This window comes from Bradyrhizobium sp. AUGA SZCCT0177, from assembly GCF_018130125.1.
GTDB lineage: Bacteria > Pseudomonadota > Alphaproteobacteria > Rhizobiales > Xanthobacteraceae > Bradyrhizobium.
In genome coordinates, this window is record NZ_JAFCMA010000021.1 from 55,605 (window position 1) to 70,000 (window position 14,396).

General features: G+C 63.3%; 11 protein-coding genes (1 of these 11 only partly in view). 3 read left to right on the forward strand and 8 right to left on the reverse strand.

Annotated elements, in window-relative coordinates; genetic code table 11:
- The first annotated feature begins 173 nt into the window (after positions 1 to 173).
- Complete coding sequence (locus JQ597_RS23740) at positions 174 to 1,127, forward strand: hypothetical protein (RefSeq protein ID WP_212267095.1); 954 nt, start codon at positions 174 to 176, stop codon at positions 1,125 to 1,127.
- Positions 1,128 to 1,390: 263 nt separating this feature from the next.
- Entirely contained in the window at positions 1,391 to 1,801 is a 411-nt protein-coding gene (locus tag JQ597_RS23745; RefSeq protein WP_212267098.1) for a hypothetical protein, read from the forward strand.
- Positions 1,802 to 2,558: 757 nt separating this feature from the next.
- Here JQ597_RS23745 and JQ597_RS23750 read toward each other — a convergent pair.
- Complete coding sequence (locus JQ597_RS23750) at positions 2,559 to 3,344, reverse strand: MOSC domain-containing protein (RefSeq protein ID WP_212267101.1); 786 nt, start codon at positions 3,342 to 3,344, stop codon at positions 2,559 to 2,561.
- 223 nt (positions 3,345 to 3,567) lie between these two features.
- Between JQ597_RS23750 and clpB the strand changes: the two genes are divergently transcribed.
- Positions 3,568 to 6,207: an ATP-dependent chaperone ClpB gene (gene clpB / locus JQ597_RS23755; protein ID WP_212267104.1), complete on the forward strand. Its 2,640-nt coding sequence runs from the start codon at positions 3,568 to 3,570 to the stop codon at positions 6,205 to 6,207.
- A gap of 231 nt (positions 6,208 to 6,438) precedes the next feature.
- Here the strand turns inward: clpB and JQ597_RS23760 are convergent, their stop codons facing one another.
- The 7 genes from JQ597_RS23760 to JQ597_RS23790 all read right to left on the reverse strand — a co-directional run.
- The gene (locus JQ597_RS23760; RefSeq protein ID WP_212267107.1) at positions 6,439 to 8,064 is read right to left on the reverse strand and encodes a Vgb family protein; all 1,626 of its coding nucleotides are present in this window, start codon (positions 8,062 to 8,064) and stop codon (positions 6,439 to 6,441) included.
- Between the two features lie 146 nt (positions 8,065 to 8,210).
- Positions 8,211 to 9,218, reverse strand: coding sequence for an ABC transporter ATP-binding protein (locus JQ597_RS23765; protein WP_212267110.1), 1,008 nt, complete (start codon positions 9,216 to 9,218; stop codon positions 8,211 to 8,213).
- Positions 9,211 to 10,182 (reverse strand): ABC transporter ATP-binding protein, encoded by a 972-nt coding sequence (locus JQ597_RS23770; protein ID WP_212267113.1) that lies wholly within the window; start codon positions 10,180 to 10,182, stop codon positions 9,211 to 9,213. The genes JQ597_RS23765 and JQ597_RS23770 overlap by 8 nt, the downstream gene beginning before the upstream one ends.
- Positions 10,183 to 10,196: 14 nt before the next feature.
- Entirely contained in the window at positions 10,197 to 11,903 is a 1,707-nt protein-coding gene (locus JQ597_RS23775; protein WP_212267116.1) for an ABC transporter substrate-binding protein, read from the reverse strand.
- Positions 11,904 to 11,947: 44 nt separating this feature from the next.
- A complete protein-coding gene (locus JQ597_RS23780) occupies positions 11,948 to 12,844 on the reverse strand; it encodes an ABC transporter permease (RefSeq protein ID WP_212267119.1) in 897 nt (298 codons plus the stop codon).
- Positions 12,844 to 13,800 (reverse strand): ABC transporter permease, encoded by a 957-nt coding sequence (locus tag JQ597_RS23785; RefSeq protein WP_212267122.1) that lies wholly within the window; start codon positions 13,798 to 13,800, stop codon positions 12,844 to 12,846. Before JQ597_RS23785 ends, JQ597_RS23780 begins: the two co-directional genes overlap by 1 nt.
- 210 nt (positions 13,801 to 14,010) lie before the next feature.
- Positions 14,011 to 14,396: the 3' end of a M23 family metallopeptidase gene (locus JQ597_RS23790; RefSeq protein ID WP_212267125.1), read on the reverse strand. It continues 1,687 nt past the right edge of the window; only the last 386 of its 2,073 coding nucleotides appear in the window; its start codon lies off the right edge, out of view; it ends in the stop codon at positions 14,011 to 14,013.

A 14,396-nucleotide genomic window follows, 5' to 3' on the forward strand; every position in this document is an offset into this window, starting at 1 on the left:
TGATGTCATGGGCGCCATCGCTAGCATGAGGCCGCAACAGGCGCGAGGTTTGCCCCCCGAAAATCGCCAGAGAAAACAACGACTCGCAGGCGATGAACGCTTTGCACGGCTGGCGCCACTAAGCTCAGGACGGGCACTTGAGCCCAGCCCTCTCAACACCGGAAATCCATCCAATGAAGCGTCGAACGAAAGTTGTTTTGCTGGTCAGCGGCCTGCTGGTTGCGGCGGCCGCTTCCACGGTAGGCGTGCTGACGGTGGCGCTCGCGAAAGTGCTGGATCCCTATGATTATTGCGCGACCGGCTATTCACCGCTGGTCGTCCCGTGCGCCCTTCATTGGTCATCGCGGACCACCACTCAGGGGACTCCGGCAATCCCGTCGAACACGCCGCCCAAATTCCAGGGGAGCTATACCGACAAGACGGCATGGGCCATTGCTGACTGTCCGCAGAATGCCATCGGCAGGCGGCTGCTCTGCAGCGTCAGTTCGGACGCCAAGCCCGCAGAGGCCGCGAGCGACGATCTAGTCTCCGGCTTGCCGCGGCCGAAGCCCTGGGTTGTCACGACGGGCAAGAGTTCACGGTTCATTGACGCGGTTCACGTCGAAACGCCGCTCGATCTCGCAGGCACACTCCGCTTCTATCGCGAGGCACTCGCCAAGCGCGGCTGGACGGAAAATGAAGGCGCGGTCATCGAGCGAGACAAGGCCACGATCACGTTCGCCACCAAGGATGGACCGGCGCAGCTTCGGCTCACCCGCCAGGGCGACAGGACGATCGCCGATTTGTCGCAGCGCAAGCCTGCGGACGCGGATGGCGACATCCTGCCGATGCCAGGGCAAATGCGGCTGCGGCTTGGCAACGGCGCGAAGGAAGCGGCCGTCATCACCGTCAACCAGCAGACCATCAATTTGGGCGCTGGCGCCGGAGAAAGTTTGACTGACGATGCCCATAGCGGACGCAAATCGCCCAATGGTCAGGAAGTCAATCTGCCGCCCGGCAAATACAAGGTCAGCCTCAAGCTCGCGAGCGGCACGGCGCACAACCGGGAGTTCGAGTTCGCTGCCGGCGAGACCTGGGGCCTCGTGGTCGGCAAGGACGGCACCCCGCTCCCTGTGCAGCTTTATTGACGTGGGTGGCTCGGCTCGCGCCGATGTTCCTGAATTTTCAAAAAAAAGCGGGGCGCGACCGGCATCACCACGGTCGCGCCCCACATCACCGGTCTATGGGGCAGGGGGAATGACCGGCTTTTGGAAAGACTCACAAGCCGGGGAGTCGTTCCAGGCGCCGTCAAATATTTTCGTACACGGTTAAGTGATCGGTTGTCCGCCGAACCCGCACGGCCTGGTTCGTGTTGTGTTCATGATCGCCATGGGGCGAGGGACACACCAACATGTCACAGATTCATAAGGGAATTTTCGGCTCGCTCGCGATCGCTTTGACCCTTGGCGCGGGCGCGGTCCAGCTCGCATTCGCCCACGACCTGATCGGCAGTCGCCAGGCTACGGCCGCGGCGCCCGAAACCGGCGTCAATCGCGCCGGCAAGTCCGACCGCGCATCGGTTCCCGCGGCGGCCGGGCAGACCCAGACCATTGCGCTGCGCCACGACGGCGTCGCCGATACCTCGGTGCTGGTCCGCGTGCCTGTTGCGAAAGCGGTGCGCAACGAAACGCGCAATGGTCCGGCGCCGACACCGCCGGCGACCAAGCCCGCGTCCAAGAAAATCGCCATCGCCTGCGAGCCGCCGGTCAGCGTCCTGACCGACGTGGCCAAGCTGCTCCAGCCCGGGCGGTGCGTGACGTAAGGGGTTCTTGAGTCGTCTCTCCCCCTCGTCATTCCCCGATGCGCAATTGCGCATCTGAGGGCGCGCGTAGCGCGAGCCCGGAATCCATCAGGCCGCATGCACTGTCGCACTATGGATTCCGGGCTCTCGCTACGCGAGCCCAGATGCGCAATTGCGCATCGGGGAATGACGGCTGAGTGCCCGACGGGCAAATCAGTTCTGAGTTTCAGAAATCGTGTCAAGTAGAAAATTTCTGTAAATCAAAAATATTTCTGTTGTCGGCCGACCCAAATCAGTGCGCATCTATCGCCATCCCGTCCCACTCAGAGGGCGTCGGCCGTCGTCACGGACGTTGGACGGGTTGCGGTGGACGCTGGTTTACGCCTCGACGACGGCGTGGATAAGCGTACGGCAAAACCGTGTGGTCCTGGCACCCGTTGCAGGTGTCAAGCTGTCGGGTAGGCGAGAGCTGAACGGCAGCGACGGAGTCAACCAAGAACTCGTCTCCGGGGAGATCACGGCATAAGCCGTAAAGCCATTGCGCAGGGAAGGCCGGGTGTTCTCCGCTGCCCTGTATGCTCGTGTGCACTTTGTTTTGTGCAAACCGCACGCGAGACCGCGGGTGCAGCGCGCACCCGGTCTTCCCTGCGCCCTCATTTTTCGAGGGCAAGGAGATTTCTGGCAAAGCTCGGGCATATCAGGCCGCGAGATCGCGAAGGTGTGTTCAGTGCAGCAACACCAATGCTGTCGTCCCGGCGTTCGCCGGGACGACAGCAACTCACAACAGCTCCGGCTGTTCCGCCATGAGCGCGTCGCCGACGGCGATGCTGCCGCCCGCCGTCACCTCGGCATAGATCCCGCAATCGCCATGGCCGAGCCTGCGTTGCAGCGCCTGCGGGATCGCCAGATCGCGCTCCGCGGTGTCGGGGTCGACGTTGACGGCGGCGCAGCGGACGATCCGCTTCACCACCTTGAGCCTGACGTCGCCGATCGCGATCGTGCGGTCGAGCAGGTCGAACTCGTGCCAGGCCGGCCAGCCCTCGACATAGAGGTTGGCGCGGAAGCGCAGGGGATGGACGGGGTGATCGACCATGTTCTCGATAGCGCGGACGCTGGCAAGGTTAATGATCGAGACCACCTTGCGGGCGACGTCGGAGAAACTGTGGCCCGGGCTGGTCAGGATTTTCGGCGGCCCTTTGATCTGGCTGGCATAGCTGGTGGCGAAGAACGCTTCGATGGCGGCCCGGCCCTCGGCGGTTTCAAGGTTGCCCTGGGCCGCGATCGCGCCGTTGTGGCGGATGGTCAGCACGTGGCTGGCGTCGTCGAAATGGGTCTGCAGCGCCGCCAGCCAGCCGTCCCGCTGCAGCATCAGGAAGTGCGGTTTTGGCAGCCATTTCGGCGCGTCCGGATCGAAGCCGCTAGGGCCATTTTCGATGGCGTAGCGGCGGTCGGCCAGCAGGGTCTCGCCAGCGGTCAGGGCCGCTCGCGGCAGCGGTTCAGGGGTCAGGCCCTTGACGGGATAGCGGTAGATACCGGTGATCTCAGGGGGTTTTGGTGAGGTCATCCGGCCTTTTAAGAGATTCTTTTGCAGCCTGCCACTACGCTGAAATTGCAAAATCGGCCTCTTCCGTTTTTGGCCTGACATGCCCACATTTGCGCCAAGCCTGTAAAATGATGGCGACGACCACCGGCTGGTTGAGGAAAGTCAGCGCGGCCGCGTGGAAACCCAATGAAGATGCCGCGCTTATGCCTTCGGGGTAGGGGTGGCAGGCCGAGGGAAGTGAAGAATGAATATTGAGAAATACACCGAGCGTGCGCGCGGTTTCATCCAGTCTGCGCAATCGCTGGCCGTGCGCGACGGCCATCAGCAATTCTCCCCGCTGCACGTGCTCAAGGTGCTGCTGGACGATAGCGAAGGCCTGGCCGGTGGTCTGATCGACCGTGCCGGCGGCAACTCCCGCGCCATCCTTAAAGCCACCGAGGATGCGCTGGGCAAACTCCCGAAAGTATCCGGCAGCGGCGCGGGTCAGGTCTATCTCGCCCCCGAACTGGCGCGCGCGTTTGACGCTGCGGAAAAGGCCGCCGAAAAGGCCGGCGACAGCTTTGTTACCGTCGAGCGGCTGCTGCTGGGCCTCACGCTCGAGAAAGGCAGCGAGGCCGCGACCATTCTGAGCAAGGGTGGCGTCACGCCGCAGAACCTCAACGCGGCGATCGAAAGCCTGCGCAAGGGTCGCACCGCTGACAGCGCCACGGCGGAAAATGCCTATGACGCGCTGAAGAAATATGCCCGCGACCTCACCCAGGCCGCGCGCGACGGCAAGCTCGATCCGGTCATCGGCCGCGACGAGGAAATCCGCCGCACGATTCAGGTGCTGTCCCGCCGCACCAAGAACAATCCCGTGCTGATCGGCGAACCCGGCGTCGGCAAGACCGCGATCGTCGAGGGCCTGGCACTGCGGATTCTCAACGGCGACGTTCCGGAGAGCCTGAAAGACAAGAAGCTGCTGGTGCTGGACCTCGGCTCGCTGATTGCGGGTGCCAAATACCGCGGCGAGTTCGAGGAGCGGCTGAAGGCCGTGTTGGCCGAGGTCACTTCGGCCGAAGGCAGCATCATCCTGTTCATCGACGAGATGCACACGCTGATCGGCGCCGGCAAGGCCGACGGCGCGATGGACGCGTCCAATCTGCTGAAACCCGCGCTGGCGCGCGGTGAACTGCATTGCATCGGCGCCACCACGCTCGACGAATACCGCAAGCATGTCGAAAAGGATGCGGCGCTGGCGCGCCGGTTCCAGCCGATCTTCGTTTCCGAGCCGACGGTCGAGGACACGATTTCGATTCTGCGCGGCCTGAAGGACAAATACGAACAGCACCACGGTGTGCGGATCACGGATTCGGCGCTGGTCGCCGCCACCACGCTGTCGAATCGCTACATCACTGACCGCTTCCTGCCCGACAAGGCGATCGACCTGATGGACGAGGCCTCGGCGCGGCTCAAGATGCAGGTCGATTCCAAGCCGGAAGAACTCGATACGATGGATCGGGAGATCATCCGCCTGAAGATCGAGCAGGAGGCGCTGAGGAAGGAAAGCGATGCCGGCTCCAAGAGCCGCCTGCAGACGCTGGAAAAGGAACTCGCCGAGCTCGAGGAGAAGTCGGCGGCGCTGACGGCGCGCTGGAGCGCGGAGAAGAACAAGCTCTCCGACGCCCAGAAGCTGAAGAGCGAACTCGATGCCTTGCGCATCGAACTCGCCAACGCGCAGCGCCGCGGCGAATTCCAGCGCGCGGGCGAACTGGCCTATGGCCGGATCCCGGAGCTGGAGAAGAAGCTTGCCGACATCGAAGCCAAGGAGAATCCCGGCGAGATGATGGAGGAGGCGGTTACCGCCGACCACATCGCGCAGGTGGTGTCGCGCTGGACCGGTGTGCCCGTCGACAAGATGCTGGAGGGCGAAAAGGACAAGCTGCTGAAGATGGAGGGCAGTCTCGGCCAGCGGGTGGTCGGCCAGGCCGAAGCCGTGCGCGCGGTCGCGACCGCGGTCCGCCGTTCGCGCGCCGGCCTGCAGGATCCGAACCGCCCGATGGGCTCGTTCATGTTTTTAGGGCCCACCGGCGTCGGCAAGACCGAACTGACCAAGGCGCTGGCGGAATATCTGTTCAACGACGAGACCGCGATGGTCCGCCTCGACATGTCCGAGTACATGGAAAAACACTCGGTCTCGCGGCTGATCGGCGCGCCTCCGGGCTATGTCGGCTATGACGAGGGCGGCGCGCTCACCGAAGCGGTGCGGCGGCGGCCCTATCAGGTGGTGCTGTTCGACGAGATCGAAAAGGCGCATCCGGATGTCTTCAACGTGCTGCTGCAGGTGCTCGACGATGGCCGGCTGACCGACGGTCAGGGCCGCACGGTCGACTTCCGCAACACGCTGATCATCATGACCTCGAACCTCGGTTCGGAATTCCTGGTGAACCAGCCGGAAGGCGAGGACACGTCTGAAGTGCGCGATCAGGTGATGGGGATGGTGCGGGCGCATTTCCGCCCCGAGTTCCTCAACCGGGTCGACGAGATCATCCTGTTCCACCGCTTGCAGAAGAGCGAGATGGGCCGGATCGTCGAGATCCAGTTCGCGCGGCTGCAGAAGCTCCTGGAGGAGCGCAAGATCACGCTCACGCTGGATGCCGCGGCGCGCGACTGGCTCGCCGCCAAGGGCTGGGATCCCGCCTATGGCGCCCGTCCCCTGAAGCGGGTGATCCAGCGCAATCTGCAGGATCCGCTGGCCGAGATGATCCTCGAAGGCTCGGTCGCCGACGGCGACCGCGTGGCGATCTCCAGCGAAGGCAACGTGCTGACCTTCAACGGCAAGGCGCCGCAGACCGCCGAGATCGCGACCTTCGAGGCGCCGATCCCGAAGCGTAAGCTGAACTGAGCGGGTCAGGCGGCGCAGCGACGCTTCCTGCAATGCACGCAGGGCGACATAGACAATGAAACAGCCTGCCTCGCGCAGGCTGTTTTTTTTAGGTGATTGCAGCGGCGGCAAAGATCTGCCGAACTGATTGATTCAATTGTGCAACTTTGGCGCGAGGCGGGTGGTCACACCCAAAGGAGGTGTGGTGTAAAAGCGACACGCATGCCGATTTAACGCTCGCGCGCGCTCACGCTACTTCTTCGTGACCTTGTAAATCGCGTTCTCCAAATCCGACGAGAAGTAGATCACCCCGGACGCGCCGACGCCGACGCCGGTCGGGATGTTGGACGGCAATCCGCCGGGGGCAGGGGCGAGGCCGATCGGCAGGTTGCCGGCGATCTCGGTGACGGTCCCATCCTTCGGATTGATCCCGACAATGCGCTTGGCGCCGACTTCGGCGACGACCAGCATTCCGTCGGGTCCGAGCGCGATGCCCTCAGGCATTTTCAGGTCCTTGGCGATGATTGTCTTCTCGCCGTTGGTTCCGATCTTCGATACGCGGCCGGCGAAGGCTTCCGTGACATAGACCGCATCGCCCGATGCGGTGGCGGCCATGCCGACCGGTCCCTCCAGGTCGCCGGTCAGAACAGTACGGTCCTTGCCGTGCTCGCCACTGGCGCGGATCAGCGATTTACTGCCGAGTTCGTTGACGAGAATGGATCCGTCACCGAGCTTGACGGCGTCGTGCGGCGCCTTGAAGTCGTGGAGCATCTCCCTGGTCTTGCCGGTCTTGCGGTCGATCAGCTGCACCGTGCCGGTGAACCAGCTCGACAGGATCACGTCGTCGCCCCTCGCGGTGGCGCTCATCGGATATTCCAGCGTCACGCCGTCGGCATGCATGCGGGCAGGCTCGGAGACCTCGCCGGTGGCGCCGTCGACGGTGCGGTAGGCAAACACGTCGGCGACATAGAGGGTGTCCTTGCCGCCGTCGGACACGACGCCGATGCCACCGGGCAACGCCAGCTTACCGATGATGACTTGTTTGGCAGCGCCGGTTTCCGGATCGACCTCCTGGATGCCGTTATCGGCCATGTTGGAAACGAAGATTCGGTCCTTGTCATCGATCGCGAGGTTGTCGAGCGAGGGCTTGAGCTGCGCCACCATTTTCTTGGCGCCGGACTTCGGATCGACCCGCACCAACTGGCCGAGCGCGGTGTCCACGACCCAGAGATTGCCCTTGGAATCGAAATTGACCGCCGCCGGAATCTTGAAACCGTCGGCGACCACAGTCAGCTCGGCCTTGTCGACGTCGACCCTGGCGACCTGGCCCTTGAACCAGAGCGGGCCGTAAAGCTTGTCGTCCGGCCCGAACTCGAATCCATTGAGGCCGCCCATCTTCTCCATGATCTTGCGCGGCGGCTTGGCGCCCTCGACATCGATCTCATAGAGCGCGTCGCCGAGGAATACCTGCGTCGCATAGAGCCGTCCGTCCTTGCGGAACGCGAGCGAGTTGATGCCGGGCAGGCCGGAGGCCAGCTTCTTGACCGGGCCGTCGCCCTTTCGCGAGTAGAGGTCGCCGGTCAGGAATGCGGTCCACGCCATGGTGCCGTCGGGGGCAAATGCGATGTCGTCGGCCATGCCTTCCGGCGAGGCAACCGCGATCTTGGCCGTGCCGCTCGTGCGATCGACTTCGTAGAGCGCCGCACCTGCGACGCTGCCGGCGAACAACCGCCCGGCCTTGTCGATGCCGAGCCCATGAACGCCGTGAAACGCCGAGCCTGGAACGAGTTTGGTAACTTCATATGTCTGCGCCGAGGCGCCGGTGGCAAGAAACACTGCCGCAGCCACGGTCGCACCGAATGCAAGCCTGCTCGTCATGACGCTACCTCCCGTTTTTTATTATGGAGGTGAGTATTCGTTCGCTTGCGGGGTTTGGCAAACAAAACTTGTAAGTGCGGCGCGGCCTCGCCGCCACAAAAATGACAACGCGCTAGGAACCCGTCCCTTCAGAATTTAACGAGAGTTCAGCCTGTATGGAGATGACAGGCGACCGCGCGTCCCGGACCGAGTTCGCGGAGCGGCGGCTGATCGGTTTTGCACACCGCCATGGCGCGGGGGCAACGGGTGTGGAAGCTGCATCCGGGCGGCGGCCGCAGCGCGCTCGGCACTTCACCTGAAATCACCGCACGCGGCCGGCGCGCCTCCACCTCGGGATCGGCGACGGGCACCGCCGCCATCAGGGCTTCGGTGTAGGGGTGCAGCGGATTGCGATAGAGATCGTCGCGGTCGGCGATTTCGACGAGGCGGCCGAGATACATCACCGCGATGCGCGTCGAGATGTGGCGGACAACAGCCAGATCATGCGCGATGAACAGATAGGTCAGCCCCAGCCGCTCCTGCAGATCCATGAACAGGTTGATGACCTGCGCCTGGATCGAGACGTCGAGCGCGGACACCGGCTCGTCGGCGATCAAGAGGCTCGGCTCCAGCGCCAGCGCGCGGGCGATGCCGATGCGCTGGCGCTGGCCGCCGGAGAATTCATGCGGATAGCGATCGGCCATATCGGGCAACAGGCCGACGGAAGCGATCAGAGAAGCTATCTTGTCGCGGGTCGCCGCCTTGTCGCCATCGAGGCCATGAACGGCCAGCGGCTCGCCGACGATGCTGCGGATCGTCATGCGCGGATTGAGCGAGCCATAAGGGTCCTGATAGACCATCTGCATCCGGCGCCGCACACCCAATAGTTCGGCGCCGCGGTGCGGGGCGATGTCCTGTCCCTCGAACACGATCCGTCCGGCGGTCGGCGTCAGCATCCGCAGCACCGCTAGTCCGGTGGTCGATTTGCCGGAGCCGCTTTCGCCGACGAGACCCAGTGTCTCGCCACGCCGGATCGTGAACGAAACGCCGTCGACCGCTTTGACGGTCGCGACCTGCCGCTGAAGGATGATGCCCTTGGTGACCGGGAAATGAACCTTCAGATCCTCGACCCGGAGGATGGTATCGACGGATGGCTCGGGCAGCGCGTCAGACATGGGCGAAACACGCTTTGGCGTGACGGTCGGCGACCTCAACCAGCTCAGGCTTCGCGGTTCGGCATTGATCCAGGATCGCGCGGCAGCGCGGCGCGAAGGAACAGCCGGGCGGCAGGCTGGCCAGATCAGGGGGCTGGCCCTCGATCGGCATCAGGCGCCGTCCGCCGCCGCCATCGAGGCGGGGGACGGAAGCCATCAGGCCCGACGTATAGGGGTGCTGTGGCCGGGCGTAGAGCTCGCGCGCCGGGGCAACCTCGACGATGCGGCCGCCATACATGACCGCGACACGGTCGGCGTAGCGGGCGACGACGCCGAGATCGTGGGTGATCAGGATCAGCGAGGAGCCGGTCTCACGCGTGACTTCCTTGAGGAGATCCAGAATCTGCGCCTGCACCGTGACGTCGAGCGCCGTGGTCGGCTCGTCCGCGATGATCAGGCGCGGCGCGCAGGCCAGCGCCATTGCGATCATCACGCGCTGGCGCATGCCGCCGGAATATTGGTGCGGATAGGAGCCGAGCCGGCTCGCGGCATCGCCGATGCGGACGCGGCCGATCAGTTCGGTCGCAGCTTCATAGGCCTTCTCCCACGGCGTGCCCCGATGCACGTTGATCGGCTCGGCCACCTGGAGGCCGACGGTCAGCGCTGGATTGAGCGAGGACATCGGCTCCTGGAAGATCATCGCGATCTTGTTGCCGCGGACCGCGCGGATGCCGGGATCGTCGAGCTTCAACAGATCCGTGCCGTCGAACAGGATTTCGCCGCTCTCGATACGGCCGGGCGGGTTCGGGATCAGGCGCAGCACGGAGAGCGCGGTCACGCTCTTGCCGGACCCGGACTCGCCGACGATCGCGAGCGTCTCGCCGGGATCGACATGAAACGATACGCCATCGACCGCGGTCACGGTTCCGCGCTCGGTGCGGAACCGCGTCGTCAGGTTTTTGACTTCCAGCAGTGGGCGCGTCATCGCCGCGGTCCCGCTCAACGGCCCATCTTCTTCTTGAGTTCCTGATCGATCCAGATCCGGGCGTAGATCGGCCCGGGACGAACGGCGCCGGCGCGAAGTTCGCCGGCATAGTTCTTCACCCAGGGCCACCAGGCCGTGAAGATGTAGGGCGTCGGAAGCCAAATGTATGGCGCCTTGTCGACGATCTCGCGGGTGATATCGCGGATTATCTCGACGCGTTTTTCCTCGTCCGACGTGCGGTACATTTCATCGAGCTTGGCGTCCAGCTTCGGATCGGACCATTGCGACGGGTTCCAGACCTCCTTGGTGAAGAAGCTCTTGTGCAGTGAGCGCGTCGGGTTGGTGTGGCCGTTGTTCATTAAATAACCGGCCGCGTTGGTCTTGGTGGTCATGGCGGAAAGAAACGCGCCATATTCCATGGTCTGGATTTCGATCTTGACGCCGACCTGCTCGAGATAGGCCGCCAGCAGCGGAATCAGGTCAATGTGATCGGGTGAACATGAGCAGACCTGCACCTTGAAGGTAAATCCCTTCGGCACGCCGGCTTCGGCCAGCAGCTTCTTCGCCTTCTCGGGATTGTAAGTGAACAGTTCTTTGACCGTGTCAGGCATGGCCGACAGCGGTTCGAAGTATCCGCCGTAATCGGGATGCTGCGGATAGGCGAACAGCTCGGCGTTGCCGCCGTAAAATTCCTTGACGATTTCCTGCTTGTTGACGGCGAGATTGAGCGCGCGGCGGACCCTGATATCGTCGAACGGTTTGGTGTCGACGCGCATCGCAAGGAACGTGCCGCTCATGTTGAGCCATTTCGACCACTGCAATTGCGGGGCGCTCTTCTTCAATTCGTCGACGGCGGACCAGCGGATGGTCTCGAGGATGTCGAGCTTGCCGGTGCGCAGCGCGGTGAGGAACGTCGCCTCATCCTTGATGGTGCGGTAGACCACCTTGTCGACGAAGGGCAGCTTGTACTCGGCACCACCGATCTTCTCCTTGTCCCAGTAGATCGGGTTCTTGGAGTAGGTGTTGGAGTTGCCCTGCACGAAGTCGGTCAGCATGAACGGCCCGGTGCCGTTGCCGTTCTTCCAGTTGGTGGCGCCGGCGTCGGCCATTTCCTTCGGGTAAATCGGGGAGTAGTAGCCCCAGCCGAAGCGATAATCCCACTCGGCATGGAACGAGTTGAAAGTGAACACCACGGTGTGACGGTCGGTGGCTTCCACCTTGTCGACATAGGAGAAATAGCCGGCCTGGGCCTTCGGGCTCTTGGCGAGGCGATTATAGCTGAACACGACGTCTTCGGCGGTCAGTTCGCGCGATTGCATGACGCCCGGCTTTTCCGGAAACATGATGCCCTTGCGCAGGCGGATCTCGACGCGCAACGGATCCTTTTTCCACTCCCAGCTTTCCGCCAGTTCGCCACGGATGGCGTCGGAAGGCAGGTAGGCGTCGGCGTAGAATGGATGCTTGCCGCCGTTTTTCTTCGACTTCGAGAGGTCGGCGGCGAACAATTGCTCGAGATAGTTGCCGGTGTCGTGGTTGAGCTTCCAGTTCCAGTCGGCCGGGTCGAACGACAGGGCCGACAGCGTCACATAGACGGTGCCGATCTCGAGCGTGCCGCCATATTGCGGTTTTGCTTCGGTTTGCGCCGATGCCGGCATGGCCAGCGCCAACAGGATCGCGGCCGACCCGGCGGCCAGGCACCAGGCGTTGCGAATAACACTCATGGTTTCCTCCTTTATTCTTAATTCAGCATTCTTAATTCAGCGACTTATCTTGATCCGCGCATGCGTGGGTCGAGCAGGTCCCGCAAGGCATCTCCGAACACGTTGGTGGCGTAAACGACGATCGTGAGACAGAGGCCCGGCGCCAGCGCCAGCCATGGTCCCTGGAACATGAAGGTGCGGCCCGAGCCCGACAGCATGCCGCCCCAGGTCGGCGTCGGCGGCGGCACGCCAAGGCCGAGAAACGACAGGCCCGACTCGGCGAGGATCACGGTGCCGACGCGCGTCGTGAACAGCACGATGATCGGCGGCATGATGTTGGGCAGGATGTGCCGCCACAGGATACGGCCGGTCGAGGCGCCGATCGATTGGGCGGCGTGCACATACATGTTCTCGCGCACCGACACCACGGCGGACCGGATGATGCGCGAGCCGGCGATGCCGAGCAGCAGGCCGAGCGTGCCGATGATCTGCGGCAGGCCGGGGCCGAGCACCGAAACCACGACCAGCAGGATGATGAGATCGGGAAAGCTCATCCAGGCGTCGACGAAACGCTGCGTGATGAGATCGATCTTGCCGCCGAGATAACCGGTGAGAATGCCGATCGCGATCGAGATGATGGTGGCCAGCGACGCGGCGGCAAAGGCGATGATCACCGAAATCTGGGCGCCATAGAGACAGCGCGAGAGCATGTCGCGGCCGAGATTGTCGGTTCCGAACGGGTAGGCCCATGACGGCGCCATCAGGCGGTTGCGCGGGCTGATCTGGTTCATGCCATAGGGCGCCAGAACATCGGCGAAAATCCCGCACAGCAGGAACAGGATAAAGATGACGCCGCCGGCGGCGCCGAGCGGCTTCTCGCGGAACAGGCGAATCATGAAGCGGAGGACGCCGTTGCGCTCGGTCTTGCCGTTCGTGGCCGGAATATCGATCGCCAGCGTCATCAGCGGTATCTCACCTTGGGGTCGAGCAGGCCGTAGCTCAGGTCGACGGCGAGATTGATCAGCATCACGCAAAGACCGATCACGAGGCTGACGCCCGTTATGATCGGGTAATCGCGCTGGCTGATGGCGTCGAGCAGCAACAGCCCCATGCCGGGAATGACGAAGATCTGCTCGACGATGACGGCGCCGCCGATCAGGATCGGCGCCTGCAGGCCGATCAGCGTGACCACCGGGATCAGCGCGTTGCGCAGTGCATGCCGGATGACGACCAGCGGTTCCGACAGGCCCTTGGCCCAGGCGGTGCGGATATAATCCTGGCGCAGCACCTCCAGCATCATGGTGCGGGTCAGGCGCATGGTGATGGCCGACAGCGCGGTGCCCAGAATGATCGCCGGCAGAATCATCTGCTTGAGGTTCTGCAGGGGATCATCGGTGAACGCGACGAAGTTCACCTGCGGCGACCAGCCCCACCAGATCGACGGGAACACCATCACCATGGTGCCCATCCAGAAGCTCGGCACCGCCAGCATCAGGATCGAGAACGAGCGGGTGAGATAATCGCCGGCGGTGTCCTGCCGGATCGCAGAATAGATGCCGATCGGCAGCGCGATGCAGAGCGCGATGATCAGCGCCATGAAGCCAAGCTGGAACGTCACCGGCAGCCGTGCGCCGAGCAGTTCGCGCACCGGCGTGTTCTGCCAGAGCGAGCGGCCGAAATCGCCGTGAAAAAGAATGCCGCCGATCCAGTGAAAATATTGCAGCCACATCGGCCGATCGAGACCGAGCGTTGCGATCAGCTGGTCACGCGAGAGCTTGTCGGCGCCGACGTCGTTCTGGGCGAGCATCATGTCGATGACGTTGCCCGGCACCAGCCGCACGATGACGAAGACAATCAGGCTGGCAAAGAACAGCGCCGGGACAAGCGCCAACAATCGCCGTGCGAGATATGCCTGCATCCTTCGCTGCCCCCCATCGTCTTCTTGCAACAAGAGTGGACCGCGTCCGAAATGCTCGCAAGCGTTATCGCGACGCGCGCGATGCGATTTTGTCGCGGAGGAACTTGAGTGAAGTACGTGTGCGCGCAAAACATTCCGCGTCGCGGAACAGTAACGCGTGCAACTTCACGCTAACGAACATACGAGGTGAAAAGCCGGGAAGTTAAACGCTCAGCGGCTGACTTGCCGCACCGATGGCGCAGCGGTGCTGCCGGCGGCATCGGAGACACGCGCGGCGCCGCGATTGTTCATCTGGATATCGAGGCGATCGCGTTCCTTCTCGAAGCCCGCCATGACCGGGCCTTCGAGCGAGCGGCCGCGCGGCAGCTTCACGCGCATCGGATCGACGAAGCGGCCGTTGACCAGGATTTCGTAGTGCACGTGCGCGCCGGTCGACATGCCCGTTGATCCGACAAAGCCGATCACCTGGCCCTGTCGCACCCGCTTGCCGGGCTCCATGCCCTTGGCAAACGCCGACATGTGGCCGTAGGCGGTCTCGTAACCATTGTTGTGCTTCAGCTTGACGTATTTGCCGTAGCCGCCTTCCCAGCCGACTT